Here is a 20,561-nt window from a genome sequence, read left to right on the forward strand (position 1 = left end):
TGAACATGAGGACATGCAGGTAAACGGGACGTAAAAAGAGACCCCCGACCGTCCGGTCGGGGGTCTCTTCGGGGGCCGGGGCTACGTCAGTCGACGTCCGACGGGTCCAGCCGGTAGAGCGACGAGGTGTTCGTCGTCTGCGTCGAAGAGGTCGACTTCGACGAGGAGCTGGACGAGGAGCTGGACGACGAGCTCGAACTCGTGGTCTTGCTGTACGCGCTCTCCTTCACCGCCGTGCCGTTCTTCTCCACCCACGAGGTGACCGCGGAGCTGACGGTGTTGCTGCCGCCCATGCCCATGCCGCTGCTGCCGACCTGGATGTAGTGCAGCTTGCCCGCCTTCACCAGTTCCTTCAGCTTGGCGACGGTCATCGCGTTGTCGGACCCGGTGAAGCCCCACATGGAGATGACGGGCTCGTTCGAGCTCAGCTCGATCTGCGACGCGGACTGCGAGTTGGAGACGGCCAGCAGCCAGGTGGCGCCGTCCATGTGCTTCTTCAGGTAGGCGATCAGGTCGCTGCTCACGCTGCCGCCCATGCCGCCGCCACCGCCCATGCCGCCGCCCATGGCGCCGCGCGTGCCGCCGGTGCCGGTGCCGTTGCCGGTGCCGCCGGGCAGTTCACCGTTGCCGGTGCCGCCGCTCGGCAGTTCGCCGGTGCCGCCGCCGGGCGTCATCTGACCGCCGCCGGTGCCGGTGCCGCCAGGGGCCTGGCCGTTCATGCCGCCGGTCGGGGCCTCGCCGTTCATGCCGCCCGGGAAGCCGCCGCCCGCCTCGCCGCCGGCCTGGTTGTTCTGGCCGCCGCCTTGCTGGGTACCGCCCTGCTGGGTGCCGCCCGGCAGTTCGCCGCCGCCCGGGAAACCGCCCCGGGTGCCGCCGCCACCGCCGGGTCCGCCGCCGAAGCCGCCGCTGCCCGTCGAGGGGCCCGCCGTCGGATTCGTACCCCCCATGCCGCCGCCGGCCGAGCTGCCGAACGGATCGGCCGCCGCGTACGCCGTCGGACCGGCGAGGGCCGCGATCACGGCCGCCGCCACGGAGGCCGTCAGCAGCCGGGCCCGGTTGCCGGACCGGAAGACCAGCATGCCCGCGATGCCGGCCACGGTCAGGACCGCGACCGTCGGCCACAGCCAGGTGTTCCAGTCGGAGGCCCGGCGCAGCAGTACGACCGCCCAGATGCCGGTGACGCCGAAGGCGGCCGGGAGGACCCAGATCCACCGCTTGTCGCTGCGGAACGCCTCCAGCAGCATCACGCCACCGCCGCCGCACAGCACCGCGATGCCCGGGGCGAGCGCGGTCGTGTAGTACGGGTGCATGGTGCCCTGCGCGGTCGCGAAGATCACGTAGTGCAGCAGGGTCCAGCCGCCCCACAGGACCAGGGCCATCCGCCTCAGGTCGGTGCGCGGGGCGCGCCCGCACAGCACCAGGCCGCCGATCAGGGCGATCGCGGAGAAGGGGAGCAGCCAGGAGATCTGGCCGCCGAGGATGTCGTTGAACATCCGGCCGAGGCCCGCGGAGCCGGAGAAGCCGCCGCCCCCGCCGCCGCCTCCTCCGCCGTTGCCCTCGCCGCCGAAGACGCGGCCCAGACCGTCGTAGCCCATGATCAGGTCCCAGGCGGAACCGTCCGTGGAGCCGCCGATGTACGGCCGGTCGGAGGCCGGGACCAGGGAGACGGCGACCGCCCACCAGAAGCTGGAGACGGCCAGCACGACCGCGGCCAGCAGCAGGTTGACCGCGCGCTTGGCCCAGGTGGCCTTCGACGCGTAGAGGTAGAGCGCGAAGACGGCGGGGAGCGCGATCCAGCCCGCGAGCAGCTTGGTGTTGAAGGCGAGACCGAAGCAGGCCGCCGCACCGAGCAGCGGCAGCAGCTTCTCGTCACGGGTGGCGCGGAACGCCAGTGCCGCGCCCGACACCATCAGGAAGACCAGGATGGTGTCCGGGTTGTTGTCGCGGTTGATGGCGACGGTGATCGGGGTGAGCGCCAGCACCAGCGCGGCGACGGTCGCCGCGCCGTGCCCCCACACCCGCTTCACGGTGGAGTGCAGGATCCAGATCGTGGCGAGCGCGACCACGACCTGGGGCGCCATCATCTGCCAGGTGCCGAAGCCGAAGATGCGGCAGGACAGGCCCATGACCATGAGCGCGAAGGGCGGTTTGTCGACGGTGAGGAAGTTGCCCGGGTCCAGCGAACCGAAGAACCAGGCCTTCCAGCTCTTCGTGCCGGCCCAGATCGCACCGCTGTAGAAGGTGTTCATGTTGGAACCGGAGAGGTTCCAGGAGTAGAGCACCGCCGCCAGGATCAGGATCGCGATCAACGCGGGCAGGGACCAGCGTGGCGCCTTGTCCGGCTGGTCGGCCGCGGGGGTGGCCGTGGGAGGTGCCGTGGAGGACGCCGTGGGCGGGCCCCAGTCGGGGGACACGGGCGTGTGGGGGACGGGATCGGTGGCAGATGTCACCATCCCACCCTGCGGGCGGTCGATGGGCGCGGGCTGTGCCGATCCTGGGCGCAGCCTGTGGGTGGATGAGATGTCGGTAAGAGGGCGGCCCGTGCGGCCGCCCTCCTCGGCCGCCGGGTCAGCGCACGCGGACCGACAGCCGGTAGAACCGGGTCGTCTGTACGGCGTTCTGGTTGTCGTCGCTGACCAGGAGAACCTTGTACGTGCCCTGCGCGTGGCCGGTGACGACCATGCCCTCGATGTTGTCGAGGAGGGGGTTGGGCTGCGGCTGCTTCGCCGTCGCGCCGAGCGACGGGCAGCTCGCGATGTCCGTGAGCAGGGTCTTCCTGATCAGCCGTACGCCCGGCTGTCCGGTGAGGTTCTCGATGCCGCTCGTGTCCGTGGCGTGCCGGGGGTCGGCCAGGTAGAGGCGGACGGTGTTGCCGACGCCGGAGGTGAAGCCGCGCTCCAGGACCAGGAGCCGGCCGTCGGGGAGCGCCTGCACCTCGGGGACGCCGAGGGCCGGGTCGTCGGTGCGGTAGGCGTACTGGGCCGACAGCCTGAAGTGGTCGCCCCTGGTGCGCTGCCAGGTCTGGAAGCGGACGGTCCCGGGAGTGTCGCCGGAGATGGCGTACTCCATCGACGCCAACAGGGTGCGGCCGCCGTTCAGGAGGGTCAGCCCCTCGAAGGTCTGGTTGCCGGTCGCGCGCCCGGCGGGGGACACGAGCAGGGAGGACGGCACCGGGAGGCGGTCCAGGATCCTGCCGTCCACCGAGTAGCGGCGGATGGACGGCTCGGTCTCGGAGGTGATCAGGCGGGTGCCGTCCCGGTCCACGGCCAGGCCCTCGGAGTCGAGCGCGGCGCCGTTCTCGTCGGCGAGTCCGACGACCGACTTCGGCGCGAGGGTCCTCGCGTCCAGGTCGAAGAGGTAGGACCGGTCGGCGAGGGCGGCCAGGGAGCCGTCCTTGTCCATGGCGAGCGCGGAGAGGTTGCCGACGAAGTAGCCGCCGAAGGTCGTCTTGTCGAGGGCGTCGGAGAAGCCGTCGAGCGAGACCGAGGACGAACAGGCATGGGCCGCGGCGGTGTCGGCGGCAGCGGCGTCGACCGCGACGGCGTTGGCGGGCCCGGCGGCGGACAGACAGGTGGCCGCCGCCAGGCCGGCGGTGAGGGTGGCGAGTACGGTTCGCAGGCGCATGGCGGTCACCGTAGGGGGGATCGGTGACGGGGTGGAGACCGCCCCGTGAAGGAAAGGGTCGGTTCCGGCCGCGGGCCGCCTCAGGAGGCCGCGAGGTCCTTGTGGACGACCTTCGCGACGGCCTGGATGGTGTTGATGCCGTAGCTCATGGTGCTGTCGTCCTCGGTCAGCACGCTCATCTGGTAGTCGTGGCCGCCGCCGGTGAACGTGCCGAGGCTGTGCACCCGCCAGCCGTGCGTGGCCCGCTGCAGCCAGCCGTTCTTGACGTGCACGGAGACGCCGGACGGGGCGCCGTACGGCGTGCCCCACCGCTGGGACGAGATGACCTGGCCCATCAGCTTCAGGATGTAGGCCCGCGAACTGTCGCTCAGGACGGTGTTCTTGGCGGTGACGAGCGCGAGCAGCCGCTGCTCGTCGTGCACGTCGATCTGGGTGAGGCCCCAGTAGTTGTCGGCGCCCGGGGTGGTCTGCGTCATCCCGGCGGCGCTCAGGAAGCCCTTGATCTTCGTCAGGCCGAGCTGCTTCCACAGCGTGCTGGTCGCGTCGTTGTCGGACTGGGTGATCATGGCCTTGGCGAGCGACTGCTCGGTGGTCGTCAGCGACCGGCTGTGCTTGGCCGCGTCCCACAGCAGCGTGGCGAGGACGGTCACCTTGACCGTGCTGGCCGAGTCGTAGTGCGTGGTGGAGCGGAGGGTGCACGTCGTCTTCGTCGAACGGTCGTACAGCCCGACGGCGATCGTCCCCTTGCGGTTCGCGATGGCCGCGGTGATGTCCTTCTTCAGCTTCGTGGCGAGGGCCGCCTTGGTGGAGGTACAGCTGACGGTGGGCGTGGCGGCGGAGGCGGGCGCGGCGACGGCCACGCCGGCTATGAGAAAGCCGGTGCCGAGAGCGGTGGCGACCAGGCCTCCCCTTCGTCTGTGAGTCATGCCCCGGATGACCCACGGGTTTGCACGAATGGTTGTACGACCGGGCAGGCCTTTAACCAACCTTCACCTGCGGCTGCCGCCCCTCAGAGGTCGAGGACGACCTCGGCGGCCGGTGTGGTGCAGCAGACCAGGACCGTGCCGGGGGCGGGGAGTTCGAGGGGCGGGGCGGTGTAGGTGACGTCCCCTGTCAGCAGGGGGGTGACGCAGGTGTGGCAGACGCCGGTGCGGCAGGACCAGCGGGTGGGCACGTCGCAGGCTTCGGCGAGTTCGAGGAGCGAGGCGTGGGCGGGCGACCACCGGGTGGTGACGCCGCTGCGGGTGAAGGTGACCAGGGGGCCGGTGCCGGGGGGACCGGGCGGTTGGTGCGGGGGGACCGGGGCGGTGGGGGTGACGCCGGGGTTGACGGCGGCGAGCGCCCCGAACCGCTCCGTGCGGATCCGTTCCGGGCGCAGGCCGAGTTCGCGCAGGTGGCCGCCGAGGTCGTCCATGAAGGCGGTCGGTCCGCAGAGATAGGCGTCGGCGCCGGCCGGGACGCCCAGGGCGGTGAGCGAGGCGGCGGTCGGGCGGCCCCGGGTGACCCGGTCGTCGCCGGGCGGCGGTGCCTGCGCGGTGTAGTGGATGTGCTCGCGGGCGTGCGGGAGCCGCGCCAGGAGGGCGTGGGCCTCGTCCGCGAAGGCGTGGTGGGCGCGGTCGCGGGCGGTGTGGATCCACCAGACGGGGCGCGGGTCCCGTACGGCTGCCAGCCGGTGGAGCATGGCGAGCACGGGAGTGACGCCGATGCCCGCCGAGAGCAGGACGACCGGGGCGGTGCCCGCTTCGAGCACGAACGTTCCGCTCGGGCCGGCGACGTCCACGAGGTCCCCGGCCCGGAGCCGGGCGTGGATGTAGCCGCTGACCTTCCCGTGGGGCTCGTGCTTGACGCTGATGCGGTAGGCGGAGCCGGTGGGTGCGGCGGACAGGGAGTAGCTGCGTACGGCGCGGGCGGTGCCGTCGACGGCGAGGCGGAGGGAGAGGTACTGGCCGGGGCGGGCCTCGGGCAGGGGCGTGCCGTCGGTGCTGCCGAGGTGGACCGAGGAGACGTCGGCGGTCTCGGGGACGATCCGGGCGACACACAGCGGCCTGAAGCCCGGCGAACCGGGCCCCGGCCCGGGTCCGGGCTGACCGGACCGCCCGGCGGCGGCGAGTTCGCGGAAGGACTGCTGCCAGCCGGGGCTGAGGGCCGGGATGTCCAGGGCGGTGCGCAGCTTCGCGGGGTCGCGGCCGGGCAGGTAGAGCAGCGCGTCGGTGTCGGCGACGCTGAGTTCTCCCGGGCCCCGGCGGGTGCGGGTGATCCCGTCACCGGCCTGGACCCGCCCCTCGGTGATCACCCGCAGGTAGAAGCCCGGACGGTGATGGGCGACCAGGAGCGAGGCCATGGCGGGTTCGCCCAGCCGCATGCCGACGCGGTAGCAGGTGACACGGGGCTGGGTCACCTCGAACTCGGCCTCGCCGATGCGGTACCGGTCGCCGATGCACACCTCGTCGTCGGGCAGGCCGTCGACGGTGAAGTTCTCCCCGAACATCCCGAAGGCCAGGTCGTCGCGGCCGAGCCGCTTGCGCCAGTACCGGTACGACTCCAGCTGGTAGACGAGGACGGCCCGGATCTCGCCGCCGTGCCCGGCCAGGTCGCCCTGGCCGTCCCCCTCGACGTTCAGCCGCCGCACCATCCGGCGGCCGGGCACGGGCGCCTTCCAGGCCCCGGTGCGGACGGTCCTGCCCTGCCAGGAGACGTCCTGGGGCATCCCCACGTTGACGGACAGCAACCTCGCCATGCGGACCTCCTGTGGCGGCCGGCGCCACCACGTTCCCCTGCCACGCATCCTGGTGCCTGCGCGGGGAATCCGCGAACGGAGGCACGGGGGCGGGCGGGCCGCTCCCGGACGCCGGTTCCTCGCCGTCAGACCTGGCGGGCGCGGGAGGCGAGGCGGTCGGCGAGCGCGGTGACGAGGGTGCGCAGTTCGGCGGGGCGCTCGATGACGAACGGGCGGTCGAGGGCGGCGAGCAGCGGAGGCAGCCAGTCGAGCCGCTCCACCCGCAAGTCGACACGCAGCCACCGCCCGGCGTCCCGGCCCTGTGCCTGTGCGTGCCCCTGCCTCTGCCCCTGCCCCGGTCCTGGTCCCGGTCCCTGGTCCCGGCCCCGATCCCGGTCCGCCGTTGGCTCGTGGTCCTCCTCCACGGTCGCGACCCCGGCGGGCAGGCGGGCGCGGATCTGGTCGACCGTCGCGTGGATCCGCAGGGTCACCTCGTGCCGGTACCCGGCGGCCGCGAACCCCGACAGCACGCGCTGGGCCGGACCGGGACCGGCGGGTGCCTCGAAGGAGCCGGGCAGGGCCCTCGCGTCCGCGATGCGATCGAGCCGGAAGGTCCGGTCCTCGTCGATCAGGGCGTCCTTGCCGGTGACGTACCAGCGGCCCGAGTGGGCGACGATCCCGTACGGGTGCAGGGTGCGTTCGCTGCGCCGTCCGTCGCGGTCGGTGTAGCGGACCGAGACCGGCCGGCGGTGGCGTACCGCGTCGGCGACGGTGAGCAGCACGTCGGCGTCCGGGGTGTCGAACCCGCCGGGCCGGTCCGTGAAGGCGAGGGCCTCCAGGAGACTGTCGAGCCGGCGGGCGAGGTGCCCGGGCAGCACCCGCCGGATCTTCGCCGACGCCGTCTCGCTCGCCGTGCGCTGCGCCGTCGTCAGCCCGGTCCGGCGGCCGGCCACCAGGCCGAGCAGCACGGCCAGCGCCTCGTCGTCGCCGAGCATGAGCGGAGGCAGCCGGTACCCGGGGGCGAGCCGGTAGCCGCCGTAGCGGCCGCGCACCGACTCCACCGGCACGTCCAGGTCGATCAGCTGGTCCACGTACCGCCGCACGGTGCGTCCCTCGACGCCGAGCCGGTCGGCGAGTTCGGCCATGGTCCGGGTGCCGCCCGACTGGAGCAGCTCCAGGAGGGTCAGCACGCGGCCGGTGGGTCGGGACATGGGCACAACCTAACGCGGAATACCGGACCGATTCTGTCCACTATCCCTCCTAGCCTGCGCAGTGCACGCACCCGTGCCCACCGCGGTACCCACTGCCAGGGAGATTCCATGGACTTCGTCTCGATCCGCATCATCACCGGCGACGTGGCGCGCCTCGTCGGGTTCTACGAGCGGGCCACGGGGGTGCCGGCGACCTGGGCCACCGAGGACTTCGCCGAACTCAGGACCGCGGGCGCGACCCTCGCGATCGCCGGTACCCGCACCGTCCCGCTGTTCGCCCCGGGCGCCGCCCGCCCGGCGGACAACCACAGCGTGATCACCGAGTTCCTCGTCGACGACGTGGACCGCGTGTACCGCGACCTCACCGGCTTCGTCACCGACTTCGTCAACGAGCCCACCACGATGCCCTGGGGCAACCGCTCCCTGCTGCTCCGCGACCCCGACGGCAACCTCGTCAACTTCTTCACTCCGGCGGCGCGGACCCCCCTCGACACCCGCCCCCGCATTGTTGCGGAGGGATGAAATCCGCTTCCCCTTGTGTTGTGGCCCTGCGGAAGACCAGGGTTGACGAGGGCGAACGAAAGGCATCCGGGTGGCAGTGCAACAGGGGGAGCGACGGCAGGACGGCTGGGCGCGCAGGCTCGCGGGGTATGCCTGGCGGCATCCCAGGGACGTCGTGCTGGCGCTCGGGTCCTCGCTGGCCGGCATGGCGGTGCTGGCCGTCGTACCCCTGATCACCAAGGTGATCATCGATGACGTGATCGGTGACCACAGCCGGTCCATGGGCCCCTGGGCCGGTGCCCTGATCGGCGCCGCCGTCCTCGTCTACGCGGCCACCTTCGTCCGCCGCTACTACGGCGGCCGGCTCGCCCTCGACGTCCAGCACGACCTGCGGACCGAGATGTACGGCACCCTCACCCGGCTCGACGGACGGCGGCAGGACGAGCTGTCCACGGGCCAGGTGGTGGGGCGCGCCACCAGCGACCTCCAGCTCATCCAGGGGCTGCTCTTCATGCTGCCGATGACCATCGGCAACGTCCTGCTCTTCGTGATCTCCCTCGCGATCATGGCCTGGCTGTCGCCGCCGCTCACCCTGGTCGCCCTCGCCGTCGCCCCGGCCCTCTACTGGATCGCCAAGCGCAGCCGCAGCAAGCTCCACCCCGCCACCTGGTACGCCCAGGCCCAGGCCGCCGCGGTGGCCGGCGTCGTCGACGGCGCGGTGAGCGGCGTACGGGTAGTCAAGGGGTTCGGACAGGAGGAGCAGGAGACCGGCAAGCTCCGGGAGGTCGGACGCCGGCTCTTCGCGGGCCGCCTGCGCACCATACGGCTGAACAGCAGGTTCACCCCGGCCCTCCAGGCCGTCCCGGCGCTCGGCCAGGTCGCCATGCTGGCGCTCGGCGGCTGGCTGGCCGTCCGCGGCCACATCACCCTCGGCACCTTCGTCGCCTTCTCCTCCTACCTCGCCCAGCTGGTCGGCCCGGTCCGGATGCTCGCCGTGGTCCTCACCGTCGGCCAGCAGGCCCGCGCCGGCACCGAGCGGGTGCTGGAGCTGATCGACACCCGGCCGACCATGACGGAGGGCACGAAGACCCTCCCGGCCGACGCGCCCGCGACCGTCGAGTTCGACGACGTGTCGTTCGGGTACGACCGCGCCTCCGGCGGGACCGGCCCGGTGCTGAGCGGGCTCAGCTTCGAGATCCGGCCGGGCGAGACCCTCGCCGTCGTCGGCTCCTCCGGCTCCGGCAAGTCCACGGTCTCCCTGCTCCTGCCGCGCTTCTACGACGTCACCCACGGCGCCGTCCTGATCGGCGGCCACGACGTCCGCGAGCTGACCCACGACTCGCTGCGGGCCGCGATCGGCCTGGTCCCGGAGGACTCGTTCCTCTTCTCCGACACGGTCCGCGCCAACATCGCGTACGGCCGTCCCGACGCGACCGAGGACGAGATCCGCGCCGCCGCCCGCGCCGCCCAGGCCGAGCGCTTCATCGCCGAGCTGCCCGACGGCTACGACACCAAGGTCGGCGAACAGGGCCTCACCCTCTCCGGCGGCCAGCGCCAGCGCCTCGCCCTGGCCCGCGCCCTGCTCACCGACCCCCGTCTGCTCGTCCTCGACGACGCCACCTCGGCCGTCGACGCCCGCGTGGAGCACGAGATCCACGAGGCCCTCGCCCAGGTGATGCGGGGCCGCACCACGCTGCTCATCGCGCACCGCCGCTCCACCCTCAACCTCGCCGACCGCATCGCCGTCCTGGACGGCGGCCGGCTCGCCGACATCGGCACCGACGAGGAGCTCCAGCAGCGGTCCGCCCTGTACCGCCGGCTGCTCACCGACCCCGACGAGCTGGGCGGGGTCTCCCCGGGACACGCGCTGCCCCTCGAACCGAGCGAGGACACCTCCGTACGGGACGAGCTGGACGCCGAGTTCGACGCCGAGCGCGGCGTGACCCCGCGGCTGTGGACCGGCGACCGCACGCCCCGCGACCTCGCCCTCGCCGGCACCCCCGCCACCCCCGAACTCCTCGCCCAGGTCGAGGCGTTGCCCCCGGCGACCGACATCCCCGACATCGACGAGGCCGGGGCCGTGCGCCCCGAGGACTCCTACGGCCTGCGCCGCCTGCTGCACGGCTTCGGGCTGCCGCTGCTCGTCAGCCTCGGCCTGGTCGCCGTGGACGCCGGCATGGGCCTGCTGCTCCCGGTCCTGATCCGGCACGGCATCGACCAGGGCGTCGGCAGGATGGCGCTCGGCGCGGTCTGGGCGGCCGCGCTGCTCGGCCTGTTCGCGGTGCTCGTCCAGTGGGCGGCCCAGACCGGCGAAACCCGGATGACCGGCCGTACCGGCGAACGGGTCCTCTACTCGCTCCGCCTGAAGATCTTCGCGCAGCTCCAGCGGCTCGGACTCGACTACTACGAGCGGGAGTTGACCGGCCGGATCATGACGAGGATGACGACGGACGTCGACGCCCTCTCGACCTTCCTGCAGACGGGCCTGGTCACCGCCTTCGTCTCGGTCGTCACCTTCTTCGGCATCATGGTCGCCCTGCTGGTGATCGACGTACAGCTCGCGCTGGTCGTCTTCGTCACCCTGCCCCCGCTGGTCGTCGCCACCTTCTTCTTCCGCCGGGCGAGCGTGAAGGCCTACGAACTCGCCCGTGAGCGGGTGTCGGTGGTCAACGCCGACCTCCAGGAGACGGTCTCCGGGCTGCGGATCGTGCAGGCCTTCCGGCGCGAGGGGGACAGCGGCCGGCGTTTCACCGAGCGCAGCGAGAGCTACCGCCGGGCCCGTATCCGGGGCCAGTTGCTGATATCGGTCTACTTCCCGTTCGTCCAGCTGCTGTCGTCGGTGGCCGCGGCGAGCGTGCTGATGGCGGGCGCCCACCGGGTCGAGGCGGCCACCCTCACCACCGGCGCGCTGGTCGCGTACCTGCTCTACATCGACCTGTTCTTCGCCCCCGTCCAGCAGCTCTCCCAGGTCTTCGACGGCTACCAGCAGGCGACCGTCTCCCTCGGCCGCATCCAGGAACTCCTGCGCGAGCCGACGTCCACGCGGTCGGCGGCGAAACCTCTCGAAGTGGCCTCGCTGCACGGTGACATCGCCTTCGAGAACGTGCACTTCGCCTACGGCGCCGCCGACGAGGGCGACGCGGCCCTGGGCGGCATCGACCTGACCGTCCCGGCCGGACAGACGGTCGCCTTCGTGGGCGAGACCGGCGCCGGCAAGTCGACCCTCGTCAAGCTGGTGGCGCGGTTCTACGACCCGACGGGCGGCCGGGTGACGGTCGACGGCACCGATCTGCGCGACCTGGACCTCACCTCGTACCGGCACCGGCTCGGGGTCGTCCCGCAGGAGGCGTACCTCTTCCCGGGGACCGTCCGGGACGCCATCGCGTACGGCCGCCAGGACGCGACCGACGCCGAGGTGGAGGCGGCGGCCCGCGCGGTCGGCGCCCACGAGATGATCGCGACCCTCGACGGCGGCTACCTCCACGAGGTGGCCGAGCGCGGCCGCAACCTGTCCGCGGGCCAGCGCCAGCTGATCGCCCTCGCCCGCGCCGAACTGGTCGACCCCGACGTGCTGCTCCTCGACGAGGCGACGGCGGCCCTGGACCTGGCGACGGAGGCCCAGGTCAACATGGCCACCGACCGTCTGACGGGCCGTCGTACGACCCTGGTGGTCGCCCACCGGCTGACCACCGCGGCCCGCGCCGACCGGGTGGTGGTCATGGACCACGGCCGGATCGCCGAGGACGGCACCCACGACGAACTGCTGGCCCTCGACGGCCGGTACGCCGAGCTGTGGCGCACCTTCGTCGGCCGGCCCGGGGAACCGGAGGAGCCGGTGGCCGCGGCCCGCTGACCCCGACTTCCTGACGGCCGTGCAACCATCCGACACATGTCGGGCGTCCGTACATCAGTACGGTCATGGTGGGGGCGGGGCTGCGGTACGGGAGGGGACGACTGTGGACAGTGGTGCGATACGTCGGCGGCTGGCGCTCGGTGCGGCCGTGCTGGCCGCCTCCGGGGCGTTCGCCCTCGCGGCACCGGCCCAGGCACAGGCCGTGACGGCGACGGACTGCGCCGGACGCGAGGTGCGGACCCTGTCCTTCGCCACCGGCACCGTGCACGTCTACCGGCAGGGCGGCTACGTCTGCGCGATCACCCTGCCCAGGACGTCCGGCGGCAGGCGGATGATGTCCGTCAGCGTCCAGGCCCGCGGCAACCGCCCGGTCGTCGACAAGGGCAGGTACAGCCACCGCGCGGGCCCGGTCACGGTCCACGCCGGGCACCGGTGCGTGTGGGTGCGGGGCGCGGTGGGGCGGAGTTCGGTGAGCTCGGGCTGGATCCTCTGCTGAGCCGCGCCTCTGCCCGGGTTCACATCCGCCGGGCGCAGCCCACCGGGTGTTCGCCGCCGAGCTGGACGTACAGGTCGGTGGCGGCCGGGCAGCCGTCCCGGGAGGTCACCGCTCGTACCACCCGGTACTGCGGCTTCCGTTTCCCCGAGCCGTCGCAGGCGGTCTCCCGGACCTGGCCGTGGCCCGAGCCGTAGACGCAGTCGCCGACGATCGTGCGCGGTCCGCCGCCCCCGCCGGGGTCACCGGGGTGCGGCGGCTCCAGGTCGCGCATGCAGGCATAGCCCTGCGGGATCGTTCCGTCGGCGGCCTGGCCGCCCGCCCGGCCGGCTGTCCTGTCGCCCGCGGTGTGCTGGGCGCCGATGTGGAGCACGAAGTCGGTGGTGGCCGGGCACGGCGGACCGTCGGCCACGGCGCCGTCGTACCGGGCGATCACCCGGGCCGCCGCCCGCTCGCCGGTGCAGGGCACCTCGGTGAAGCTGGCGGTACCGAACGAGCTGCACTCGTCCACCGCGAGGAACCGCGTGCCGTACCCGGACGGCGTCGGGCTCGCCGTCGACCGGGCGCTGCCCGCCGGCGCCCCGGACGAGGACGTCCGGCAGCCGGCCGCCAGCAGCACGACGGCCAGCGTCACCAGAACCCCCGCGAAACGCCTGCTGCGCATACCGACCCCCCCTCGCCAGCGTGGCTCGGGATCACGGTCCACGTCAGCCGTATGGGAGGCTTTCCTCCTGTTGGTGGTATTACGCCCGGTTCCGTGACGTACCTCTAGTACGTCAGCCCGTGGCCGATCGGATACAGCACCTGCGTCGGATCGTCCGCCCGCTGCACCGGCACCGGCAGTCTGCCGCGCGGCGCCACCTTGCCCGCGATCACCCGCGCCGCGGCCCGCAGTTCGACGTCGGTCCACGAGTAGGTCGCCAAGCAGGCCTGCACGGAGGGGAGTTGTGCGACATCGTAGGGATTGCGCACCGCCACCGCCAGCACCGGCCGGCCGGTCGCGACCAGCCGTTCCACCAGTCGCTGCTGTCCGTCGCCCGCCGTCACGTTGTACGTCCCGACGATCACCGCGTCCGCCGCCCGCGCCGCCCCGGCCGCCTTGTCGGCGTCGGCGGCGGAGGGGTCCGTACCCGTGGACAACGCCGTGGCGGTGAAGCCGAGTTCGGTGAGGGCGGCGGCGAGCACGCCGGTCGGCGGTCCCGTCGTACCGGACGGGGAGGCCGGGTCGGCGCCGACGACCAGCAGCCTGCCGTGCGTACGGCTGGACAGCGGGAGCAGTCCGCCCTCGTTGACCAGCAGGGTGGTGGTGCGCTCGGCGATCCGGTCGGCGGCGGCGAGGTGCCGCGCCGTGCCGACCACCCGGCCGACGTCCTTCGCGGCGACGTAGGGCCGGTCGAGCAGCCCCAGCCGCGACTTCAGCCGCAGGATCCGCAGGAGCGACTCGTCGAGCCGGGACTCGGTCAGCTCGCCGTCCCGCACGGCCTTCAGGACGGCGTTCCAGGCGACGTCCGGGGCGGGCGGGTCCAGCAGCTGGTCGGCGCCGGCCTTCAGGGCGAGCACCGGCACCCGGTCGTCGCCGTACTTCGTGCGCACCCCCGCCATGCCCAGGGAGTCGGTCACCACGACCCCGTCGTAGCCGAGTTCGCCGCGCAGGATGCCGGTGAGGACAGGGTGGGACAGGGTGGCCGGGTCGCCGGAGGCGTCCAGCGCCGGGAACTGGATGTGCGCGGTCATGACCGCGTCGACGCCGGCCGCGACCGCCGCCCGGAACGGGACCGCGTCCAGCTTCTCCCACAGCTCCCGGCTGTGCGTGATCACCGGGAAGCCGGTGTGGCTGTCGACGGCGGTGTCGCCGTGTCCCGGGAAGTGCTTGGCGGTGGCCGCCACGCCCGCGTCCCGGTACCCCTGCGCCTCGGCGCCGACCAGGGCCCCGACCGCGTCCGGACCGGCCCCGAAGGACCGTACGCCGATGATCGGGTTGGCCGGGTTCACGTTCACGTCGGCGTCGGGGGAGTAGTCCTGCCGGACCCCCATCGCGCGCAGCTCCGCCCCGGAGATCCGGCCGAGGGCGCGCGCGTCGGCCCGGGAGCCGCCCGCCCCCATCGCCATGGCGCCCGGGAAGAGGGTGGCGGGCGTGCCGATCCGGCAGACGGCGCCGTGCTCCTGGTCGGTGGCGATCAGGACGGGCAGACCGCGCGGCTGCGCCAGCGAGGCGCTCTGGATCCCGTTCGACAACTCGGCGATCTGCCGCGGGCTGCGGGTGTTGTGCGTCCAGGTGAAGTAGATGATCCCGCCGACGCGGTACTTCGCGATCAGCTCGGCGACGGTACGGACGCCGATCTCCTTGAGGTTGGCGTCGATGTCGGCCTGGTCGGGGTCGGTGGCCGAGTGCCCGTAGAACCGCATCACGAACAGCTGTCCGACCTTCTCCGGGAGCGTCATCCCGGAGATGACCGCCCGCAGCCTCGCGTCGTCGGAGCCGAGGGCATGTGCGCCGGTGCCGACGGCCAGTCCCGCGGTGACGCCCGCGGTCGCGGTGAGAACGGTGCGTCTGGAGGGCATGTGCACTCCTTTTGGTGGGGAATGCACAGTAACCAGAAAGGGGCCGCCATCGGCGCATTGGAGGGGGGCACGTCGATGGCGGCGGGCCGACGGCCGTGGTGCGGCGGAGAGGGTGGGTCGGCGATCGCAGCCAGCAGCGAGGGCCGACACCGCACTACGGAGACTCTTCCGGCAGCCTGCGCGTTGGACGGCCGGGGCGGGGGAGGGGTTCCCGTCGGGCGGTCCCTTTCCGTGATTCGGGAGGGGGGAGCTGGAAGTCACGTCAGGGACAGCGCCCCGTCAGGGGCGCGGGGAACTGCGCGACCAGCCCCCCCCACCGGCCCGCACCCGACGAACCACCTGTTCCACCTTGTGGAAACACCCCGCACCTGAAACCCCCGAGCGGCGATCATGGGCAGCATGCCCCTCGTCGACATCCCCGGTTCCAAGTCCGTCACCGCCCGCGCCCTCTTCCTCGCGGCCGCCGCCGACGGAGTCACCACCCTCGTCCGCCCCCTCCGCTCCGACGACACCGAGGGCTTCGCCGAGGGCCTGGCCCGGCTCGGCTACCGCGTCGGCCGTACCCCCGACACCTGGCAGGTGGACGGCCGTCCGCAGGGCCCCGCCCTGCCCGAGGCCGAGGTCTACTGCCGGGACGGCGCCACCACCGCCCGCTTCCTGCCCACCCTCGCCGCGGCCGGCCACGGCAGCTACCGCTTCGACGCCTCCGAGCAGATGCGCCGCCGCCCCCTCGCCCCGCTCACCCGCGCCCTGCGCGACCTCGGTGTCGACCTGCGGCACGAAGCGGCGGAGGGGCACCACCCGCTGCGCATCGAGGCGGCCGGGGTCGAGGGCGGCGAGGTGACGCTGGACGCCGGGCAGTCCTCGCAGTACCTCACCGCCCTGCTGATGCTCGGCCCGCTCACCCGCAAGGGCCTGCGGATCCGGGTGACGGACCTGGTGTCCGCGCCGTACGTGGAGATCACCATCGCGATGATGCGGTCGTTCGGGGTGGAGGTGGCCCGGGAGGGCGATGTCCTCACCGTCCCGTCCGGCGGCTACCGGGCCACCACCTACGCGGTCGAGCCCGACGCCTCCACCGCCAGCTACTTCTTCGCCGCTGCGGCCGTGACGGGCCGTGAGGTCACCGTGCCGGGGCTCGGGCGGGGCGCGCTCCAGGGCGACCTGGGGTTCGTGGACGTACTGCGGCGGATGGGCGCGGAGGTGGAGGTCGGCGCGGACCGCACGACCGTGCGGGGCACCGGCGAGCTGCGCGGCCTCACCGTGGCCATGCGGGACATCTCCGACACCATGCCCACCCTCGCGGCCATCGCCCCCTTCGCCGACGGCCCCGTCCGTATCGAGGACGTGGCCAACACCCGGGTGAAGGAGTGCGACCGGCTGGACGCCTGCGCGGAGAACCTGCGCCGGCTGGGGATCGGGGTCGCCACGGGTGACGACTGGATCGAGATCCGGCCCGGCACCCCTGCCCCGGCCGAGATCAGGACCTACGGCGACCACCGCATCGTGATGTCCTTCGCGGTGGCCGGCCTGCGCACACCCGGTATCTCCTTCGACGACCCGGGGTGCGTGAAGAAGACGTTCCCGGGCTTCCACGAGGCGTTCGGGGAGCTGGCCGCGGGGTGGGGGATCCCGTTCGCCGGCGCCTGACCGCGCCGCCGGGACCCCGGCTCAGGCCGACTCGGTGAGCAGCCGGGCCAGGTGCTCCCGGCCCGCCGCCAGCAGGCCGGGCAGCGGGGTCGCCGCCTCGTACCAGCGCTTCTCGTACTCCCAGCACAGCCAGCCGTCCCAGCCGTGCCGGGAGAGCACCTCCACGCACTCGGACAGCGGCAGGACCCCGGCGCCGAGCGGCAGCGGGGTGGTGTCCTCGGCCGAGGCGATGTCCTTGACCTGGACGTAGCCGAGGTGCGGGGCGAGCGCCGCGTAGCTCTCGGCGGGCTGCTCGCCGCCCAGCCAGGTGTGCATGACGTCCCAGAGCGAGCCGACCATGCGGTGGCCGACCGGGCCGAGGACGCGGATCGCGGCGGCGCCGGTGCGGTGCGAGTCATGGGTCTCCAGCAGGACCCGTACGCCGAGCGCGGCGGCGTCCTCGGCGACCGTGCCGAGCCGCCGGGCGGCGATCGCGTCGGACTCGGCGGCGGGCAGGTCCGGGTCGGCGCCCGGGAAGACCCGGACGTAGGAGGCACCCAGGTCGTGGGCGAGCTGGAGGAGCCCCCGGACCTCGTCGAGGACCGGGGCGTCCGCGCCGGGCGCCGCGACCCGCGCGTACCCGGCGACGCCCAGCACCTCCACCCCGGCCGCCTTGAACTCGGCGGCCACCTCGGCCCGCGCGGCCGGGCCGAGGCCGGGATGCACGGGCTCCTCCGGATGGGCGCGCAGCTCGACGCCGTGGTAGCCGTGGTCCGTGGCGAGAGCCAGCACCTGCGGCACCGGCAGACCGGGAACCCCGAGGGTGGAGAAGGCGAACTTCATGCTCACCAACCTACTTCTCACCCGCCGGTGGCGTGCAGGTCCAGCCGCCAGTCCTGGCCGACCAGGTCCTGGCCGAAGGAGCGGTGCGGCTTCTCGGCGGTGAGGACGAAGCCGTGCCGCTGGTAGATGCGGCGGGCGGCGGTCAGCACGTCGTTGGTCCACAGGACCAGCTCCCGGTAGCCGACCCCGCGGGCGAAGCCGGTCACGGCGCCGACCAGCCGGTCCCCGACGCCGAGCCCGCGGGCCTCCGGTTCGACGAGCAGCAGCCGCAGCCGCGCGGTGCCCGGGGCGTCGTCCCGGACGCACATCACGCAGCCCACCGGCCGCCCGGCCCACTCGGCGATCCAGGCCCGCTCCAGGTGCGGGTCGTGGTCCTCGGCGTAGTCGGCGACGATCCGCGCGACGAGCCCCTCGTAGTCGGCGTTGAAGCCGTACTCGGTGGCGTAGAGGGCGGCGTTGCGCTGCACGATCCAGCCCAGGTCGCCGGGGTGCGGCTCGCGCAGCACGACCTCGCCGGGGCCGGCCGGAGGGTGTCCGTCGCCGAGGACCGTGCGGATGGTGCGCATGGCCTCGGCGAGGCGCGGCAGCTCGCCGGGGGCGACGGCGTCCAGCAGCGAGCCGACCGAGTCCCGGGCCCGCTCGTCCAGCAGCTCGGCGGCGGCCCGGCCGCCCGGGGTGAGGGACACCCGCCGGCGCCGCGGGTCCTTCTCGGAGGGCGCGCGCTCGATCAGCCCGGCCTCCTCGAACTTGTTGAGGATCCGGCTCAAGTACCCGGCGTCCAGCGCGAGATCGGAGCGCAGGTCGGCCGCGTCGGTGTCGGCGGCGTGCGCGAGCTCGTACAGCACGCGGGCCTCGGTGAGGGTGTACGGGGCGTAGAGGTGGCGGCCGTAGTCGAGGGCGCCGATGAGGTTGGTGTAGAAGCGGTTGAAGGCGCGGACGTCCTGGACGGTCATGGCTGGACCCCGATGGTTGACTGAGTCAGAGATACCGTGTCTCCGAGGCTATCCCGCCACCCCGCCCGGCCGGAAGGCGTCGGCCCGAACGGCGGCCCCGCAGGCTTTACTTGTTCTTTTTGCCTGGTCCTGGTCCTGCTTTTGACTTCGTCGCGCCCGAGCCGTAGCTTTATACACGAACGTCACTTATGTCCGTTTCAACCAGGACGTGACGTGGTCCGCCGAAGAGCCCGGACGGGTACGGAAACCCGGCATCGCGGGCGGCGGGCGCGCTCAGAGCTGCGCGCAGGCTCTGGAGTGCACGCAGGGCGGCCGGCCCTCCTGACACGGCGGCCGTCGTAAGACATCCACACCCTCGGAGAGGGGCGAACCATGCGCGCGCACACCACACGTATGAAGAGGGTTGCCATCGCGGCGATTTCGGCACCCATCCTGGCGCTCGCCGCCGGGGCCGGAGTCGCGAGCGCGGCCACCCACTCGGCGCCGGACCACGTCGCTGCCTATCAGGACAACGGCGGTGGCGGCGGCGGTGGCGGCGGTCACGGCGGTGGCGGTGGCGGTCACGGTGGCGGCGGCTACGGCGGTGGCGGTCACGGCGGTGGCGGCTACGGCGGTGGCGGCTACGGCGGCGGCGACCGCGGCGGTCACGGCGGCTACGGCGGCTATGGCGGCTATGGCGGCTACGGCGGCGGCTACGGCGGCTGGGGCGACGACTACGGCTGGGGCGGGGGCCACGACGGTGGCGGCTGGGGCGGCGGCGGCTGGGGCGGAGGTGGCTGGGGCGACTAGCCGGGTCACGCCGTCCGGCGTGTCCTGACAGCAAAGGACGGATCCGGGTGCCCGACCCTCGGGCACCCGGACCCGTGCATTCCGATCCCCGCGGGCCTCCGGGTCCCGCGGCCGTGGAGGCGGTGACCGGATGAGGATCGTCTGTGTGGGCGGAGGCCCGGCCGGGCTGTACTTCTCGATCTCGGCGAAACTGCGGGACGCCGGGCACGAGATCGTCGTTCTGGAGGCGGACCCGCCCGAGGCCACCTACGGCTGGGGCGTCGTCTACTGGAACGACCTGCTGGACATCCTGCACCGCAACGACCCCGAGAGCGCACGGGCCGTCAGCGCCGGCTCGGTGCTCTGGCAGCAGCAGGACATCCGCGTGCACGGCGACCGGTACGACGGAACCGCGTACTTCGGCGGCTACGGCTACAGCATGGGCCGCGCGGCCCTCCTCGACGTCCTGACCCGGCGTGCCCGCTCCCTCGGCGTCGACGTACGGCACGGGGAACGCCTCGCCGACCCGGCCGACCTGCCCGACGCCGACCTGGTGCTGGCGGCCGACGGTGCGAACAGCCGGATCCGGGCCGGCCGCGCCGAGCGCTTCGGCACCCGCCTGGAGACCGGCCGCAACCCGTTCATCTGGCTCGGTACGGACCGGGAGTTCGACCGCTTCGTGTTCGCCTTCGAGGAGACCGAGGCGGGCTGGATCTGGTTCCACGCCTACCCGTCGTTCAAGGGCGTCAGCACCTGCATCGTGGAGTGCTCCCCGGAGACCTGGCAGGGCCTCGGCCTCGACGCGCTCGACGAGCAGGACGCGCTGCCCCTGCTGGAGAAGATCTTCCACCGTCCGCTCGACGGCCACTCCCTGATCAGCAGCTCGCGGGGCGCGCCGGCGAAGTGGCAGCGGTTCACCCACCTCACCAACCGGACCTGGGTCGACGCCGGGGAGGGCCGGCCCGTCGTACTGGCCGGCGACGCCGCGCACACCACCCACTTCACGCTGGGCTCCGGCACCCGGCTGGCGATGATCGACGCGATCGTGCTGTCCGAGGCGCTCAAGCGCTTCCCGGACCCTCGGGTCGCGCTGCGCGAGTACGACACGCGCCGCCGGGCGGAACTGCACGCCGTCCAGGCGGCGGCGCGCACCAGCATGGCGTGGTTCGAACGACTGGACGACCACGTGGACCGCGACCCGGTCGACTTCGCCTACGCGATGGCGGTCCGCCAGGGCGGCCACCAGTCCCCCTGGCGCTACCAGACCCACCTGGCCATGCAGCTGTCCCCGGTCCGCCGCGCCCGCCGGGCCTACGACACCGGCAGACGCTGGTACGACGACCGCAGACGCGGCGAGGCCGCGCTGCCGCTGCTGGCGCGAAGGGCCGAAGGGGCCTGACGGTCGTGT

15 protein-coding genes are annotated in these 20,561 nt (G+C 73.1%); 6 read left to right on the top strand and 9 right to left on the bottom strand.

Annotated features, from left to right (window positions below; all coding sequences use genetic code 11):
* Positions 1–86: 86 nt before the first annotated feature.
* From IEZ11_RS04715 to IEZ11_RS04735, 5 genes are all read right to left on the bottom strand, one after another.
* Positions 87–2,450 (bottom strand): ArnT family glycosyltransferase, encoded by a 2,364-nt coding sequence (locus tag IEZ11_RS04715; protein ID WP_189261288.1) that lies wholly within the window; start codon positions 2,448–2,450, stop codon positions 87–89.
* A 118-nt stretch (positions 2,451–2,568) separates the two neighbouring features.
* On the bottom strand, positions 2,569–3,624 hold the full coding sequence (locus IEZ11_RS04720; RefSeq protein ID WP_189261289.1) for an esterase-like activity of phytase family protein: 1,056 nt from the start codon (positions 3,622–3,624) through the stop codon (positions 2,569–2,571).
* 80 nt (positions 3,625–3,704) lie between these two features.
* Positions 3,705–4,550, bottom strand: coding sequence for a serine hydrolase (locus IEZ11_RS04725; RefSeq protein ID WP_189261290.1), 846 nt, complete (start codon positions 4,548–4,550; stop codon positions 3,705–3,707).
* A gap of 83 nt (positions 4,551–4,633) precedes the next feature.
* Positions 4,634–6,361 (bottom strand): MOSC and FAD-binding oxidoreductase domain-containing protein, encoded by a 1,728-nt coding sequence (locus tag IEZ11_RS04730; RefSeq protein ID WP_189261291.1) that lies wholly within the window; start codon positions 6,359–6,361, stop codon positions 4,634–4,636.
* A 125-nt stretch (positions 6,362–6,486) separates the two neighbouring features.
* Complete coding sequence (locus tag IEZ11_RS04735) at positions 6,487–7,551, bottom strand: helix-turn-helix transcriptional regulator (RefSeq protein ID WP_189261292.1); 1,065 nt, start codon at positions 7,549–7,551, stop codon at positions 6,487–6,489.
* Positions 7,552–7,659: 108 nt separating this feature from the next.
* Between IEZ11_RS04735 and IEZ11_RS04740 the strand changes: the two genes are divergently transcribed.
* The 3 genes from IEZ11_RS04740 to IEZ11_RS04750 all read left to right on the top strand — a co-directional run bounded on the left by IEZ11_RS04740 (position 7,660) and on the right by IEZ11_RS04750 (position 12,401).
* Positions 7,660–8,073 carry a VOC family protein gene (locus IEZ11_RS04740; RefSeq protein WP_189261293.1) on the top strand — a complete coding sequence of 138 codons (414 nt, stop codon included), beginning with the start codon at positions 7,660–7,662 and terminating at the stop codon, positions 8,071–8,073.
* Between the two features lie 70 nt (positions 8,074–8,143).
* Complete coding sequence (locus IEZ11_RS04745; protein WP_189261294.1) at positions 8,144–11,905, top strand: ABC transporter ATP-binding protein; 3,762 nt, start codon at positions 8,144–8,146, stop codon at positions 11,903–11,905.
* 103 nt (positions 11,906–12,008) lie between these two features.
* Positions 12,009–12,401, top strand: coding sequence for a hypothetical protein (locus tag IEZ11_RS04750; protein WP_189261295.1), 393 nt, complete (start codon positions 12,009–12,011; stop codon positions 12,399–12,401).
* Positions 12,402–12,420: 19 nt separating this feature from the next.
* On the opposite strand, the gene IEZ11_RS04755 is transcribed toward IEZ11_RS04750, so the two are convergent.
* Positions 12,421–13,062 (bottom strand): hypothetical protein, encoded by a 642-nt coding sequence (locus IEZ11_RS04755; protein ID WP_189261296.1) that lies wholly within the window; start codon positions 13,060–13,062, stop codon positions 12,421–12,423.
* 104 nt (positions 13,063–13,166) lie between these two features.
* Positions 13,167–14,960 carry a glycoside hydrolase family 3 protein gene (locus IEZ11_RS04760; protein ID WP_189261297.1) on the bottom strand — a complete coding sequence of 598 codons (1,794 nt, stop codon included), beginning with the start codon at positions 14,958–14,960 and terminating at the stop codon, positions 13,167–13,169.
* A gap of 399 nt (positions 14,961–15,359) precedes the next feature.
* Here IEZ11_RS04760 and aroA point away from each other — a divergent pair, with 399 nt between their 5' ends.
* Entirely contained in the window at positions 15,360–16,610 is a 1,251-nt protein-coding gene (gene aroA, locus IEZ11_RS04765; RefSeq protein ID WP_189261298.1) for a 3-phosphoshikimate 1-carboxyvinyltransferase, read from the top strand.
* A gap of 21 nt (positions 16,611–16,631) precedes the next feature.
* Here aroA and IEZ11_RS04770 read toward each other — a convergent pair whose 3' ends face one another.
* Complete coding sequence (locus tag IEZ11_RS04770) at positions 16,632–17,432, bottom strand: sugar phosphate isomerase/epimerase family protein (protein ID WP_189261299.1); 801 nt, start codon at positions 17,430–17,432, stop codon at positions 16,632–16,634.
* Positions 17,433–17,449: 17 nt separating this feature from the next.
* Positions 17,450–18,385, bottom strand: a complete 936-nt coding sequence (locus IEZ11_RS04775; RefSeq protein WP_189261300.1) for a bifunctional helix-turn-helix transcriptional regulator/GNAT family N-acetyltransferase — start codon at positions 18,383–18,385, stop codon at positions 17,450–17,452.
* Between the two features lie 393 nt (positions 18,386–18,778).
* Between IEZ11_RS04775 and IEZ11_RS04780 the strand changes: the two genes are divergently transcribed.
* Entirely contained in the window at positions 18,779–19,174 is a 396-nt protein-coding gene (locus IEZ11_RS04780; RefSeq protein ID WP_189261301.1) for a hypothetical protein, read from the top strand.
* A gap of 130 nt (positions 19,175–19,304) precedes the next feature.
* Positions 19,305–20,552, top strand: coding sequence for an FAD-dependent monooxygenase (locus IEZ11_RS04785; protein ID WP_189261302.1), 1,248 nt, complete (start codon positions 19,305–19,307; stop codon positions 20,550–20,552).
* Positions 20,553–20,561: the final 9 nt, after the last annotated feature.

Origin of the sequence: Streptomyces fuscichromogenes (assembly GCF_014645815.1) — a bacterium.
Lineage (GTDB): Bacteria > Actinomycetota > Actinomycetes > Streptomycetales > Streptomycetaceae > Streptomyces > Streptomyces fuscichromogenes.

What these genes read in the sequence shown, in the direction of transcription:
- IEZ11_RS04720 (WP_189261289.1), bottom strand. Translation starts at nt 3,624, where the DNA reads ATGCGCCTGCGAACCGTACTCGCCACCCTCACCGCCGGCCTGGCGGCG.
- IEZ11_RS04725 (WP_189261290.1), bottom strand. Translation starts at nt 4,550, where the DNA reads ATGACTCACAGACGAAGGGGAGGCCTGGTCGCCACCGCTCTCGGCACC.
- IEZ11_RS04730 (WP_189261291.1), bottom strand. Translation starts at nt 6,361, where the DNA reads ATGGCGAGGTTGCTGTCCGTCAACGTGGGGATGCCCCAGGACGTCTCC.
- IEZ11_RS04735 (WP_189261292.1), bottom strand. Translation starts at nt 7,551, where the DNA reads ATGTCCCGACCCACCGGCCGCGTGCTGACCCTCCTGGAGCTGCTCCAG.
- IEZ11_RS04740 (WP_189261293.1), top strand. Translation starts at nt 7,660, where the DNA reads ATGGACTTCGTCTCGATCCGCATCATCACCGGCGACGTGGCGCGCCTC.
- IEZ11_RS04755 (WP_189261296.1), bottom strand. Translation starts at nt 13,062, where the DNA reads ATGCGCAGCAGGCGTTTCGCGGGGGTTCTGGTGACGCTGGCCGTCGTG.
- IEZ11_RS04760 (WP_189261297.1), bottom strand. Translation starts at nt 14,960, where the DNA reads ATGCCCTCCAGACGCACCGTTCTCACCGCGACCGCGGGCGTCACCGCG.
- aroA (WP_189261298.1), top strand. Translation starts at nt 15,360, where the DNA reads ATGCCCCTCGTCGACATCCCCGGTTCCAAGTCCGTCACCGCCCGCGCC.
- IEZ11_RS04770 (WP_189261299.1), bottom strand. Translation starts at nt 17,432, where the DNA reads ATGAAGTTCGCCTTCTCCACCCTCGGGGTTCCCGGTCTGCCGGTGCCG.
- IEZ11_RS04775 (WP_189261300.1), bottom strand. Translation starts at nt 18,385, where the DNA reads ATGACCGTCCAGGACGTCCGCGCCTTCAACCGCTTCTACACCAACCTC.
- IEZ11_RS04780 (WP_189261301.1), top strand. Translation starts at nt 18,779, where the DNA reads ATGAAGAGGGTTGCCATCGCGGCGATTTCGGCACCCATCCTGGCGCTC.
- IEZ11_RS04785 (WP_189261302.1), top strand. Translation starts at nt 19,305, where the DNA reads ATGAGGATCGTCTGTGTGGGCGGAGGCCCGGCCGGGCTGTACTTCTCG.